Raw genomic sequence first — 1,140 nt, 5'->3', positions numbered from 1 at the left:
TCAATTCCCTCTTCTAGAATAATATCAAGTGCTTCCCTGTATGCGTATAGCAACGGTATTGCCGGAGTAAATGGTGTCTCTTTTGAATCATCATAATACTTGAAGTATCTTGCCATGTTAAAGTAAAATGTCGGCGGTGGATTTGCAATCATGTGTTTTTTTGCTTTTTGGCTGACTGCAATTGGTGAAATGCCGGGTGGGGCTGCAAGTGCTTTTTGTGCGCCTGTTACACATACGTCTACTCCCCACTTGTCCATGTGGAACTCTTCTCCGCCAAGTATTGATACTCCGTCAACAACATAGAATGAATCATTTCTTGCGGTAAGGTCTTTAATTTTATCAAGATACTTTACCATGGTTCCAGTTGAGGTTTCGTTCCATACAACATAGAATGCCTTTACATCCTTGTTGTTGTCAAATGCCTCTTTTACTTGATCAAAGGTTGCGTTCTGGCCAAATGGTGTTGTGAGTCTTACAACGTTTGCTCCTGCCCACTCGAGCATGGTAGACGATCTGCTGCTAAATTCTCCGTTGACTGGAATGATTACCTTGTCGCCTTTTTTTACCATGTTGACAACTGAAGCTTCGACTGCACCAGTTCCTGATGCTGAAAGGGCAACAACGTCGCTTGTTGTATCGAAAATTTTCTGGCTTTTTTCTATGGTATCTACGTATAATTTTACAAAGTCTTTACTTCGGTGATTTATCATGTGAGTAAACATTGCTCTTGTTACTCGCTCTGGAACATTTGTTGGTCCAGGCAACATGACTAGATATTCCAAATTTCTTCAACTTGCAAGCAAGGGAACCATTATTTATAATNTGAAAATAGGGATGATTTTGTTTTGCGATATAGTTTTGATCGTCAAATCTACTCAATTACTCTTAAAACTGTAGTAGATCCAATGATCTTGTGTTTAGAGACTTTCCTGAACTCAAACCATCAAAAGGCAAATTTCGCATCATTGGGATAGACAAGTTTGAGATTCCAGGTGAAGGTCACTGGGTAGTTGCTGATTTTGATGACCGTGATGAGGCAATAAAGAAAGCAAGAGAAATGACTAGAAATGCCTCAAAAGATGCTAGTGATCCAAGTGTGGCTACGGTATTTTACGCATATGATGAAGATGGAAACTATCT

At 39.7% G+C, this 1,140-nt stretch carries 2 protein-coding genes; one reads left to right on the top strand and one right to left on the bottom strand.

The genetic code is table 11. The features are described from left to right. Nucleotides 1-782, bottom strand: a 782-nt coding sequence (locus DYY66_RS00880) for an alanine--glyoxylate aminotransferase family protein (protein ID WP_255495947.1), incomplete at its 3' end; no start/stop codon positions are given. Nucleotides 783-913: 131 nt separating this feature from the next. Here DYY66_RS00880 and DYY66_RS00875 point away from each other — a divergent pair. Beyond that, nucleotides 914-1,140: hypothetical protein (locus tag DYY66_RS00875; protein ID WP_166285398.1), on the top strand; the 227-nt coding region annotated here is incomplete at its 3' end.

Source organism: Candidatus Nitrosotalea sp. FS (genome assembly GCF_011319475.1).
Taxonomy (GTDB): domain Archaea; phylum Thermoproteota; class Nitrososphaeria; order Nitrososphaerales; family Nitrosopumilaceae; genus Nitrosotalea.
This window is presented reverse-complemented; position numbering and strand designations above follow the sequence as displayed.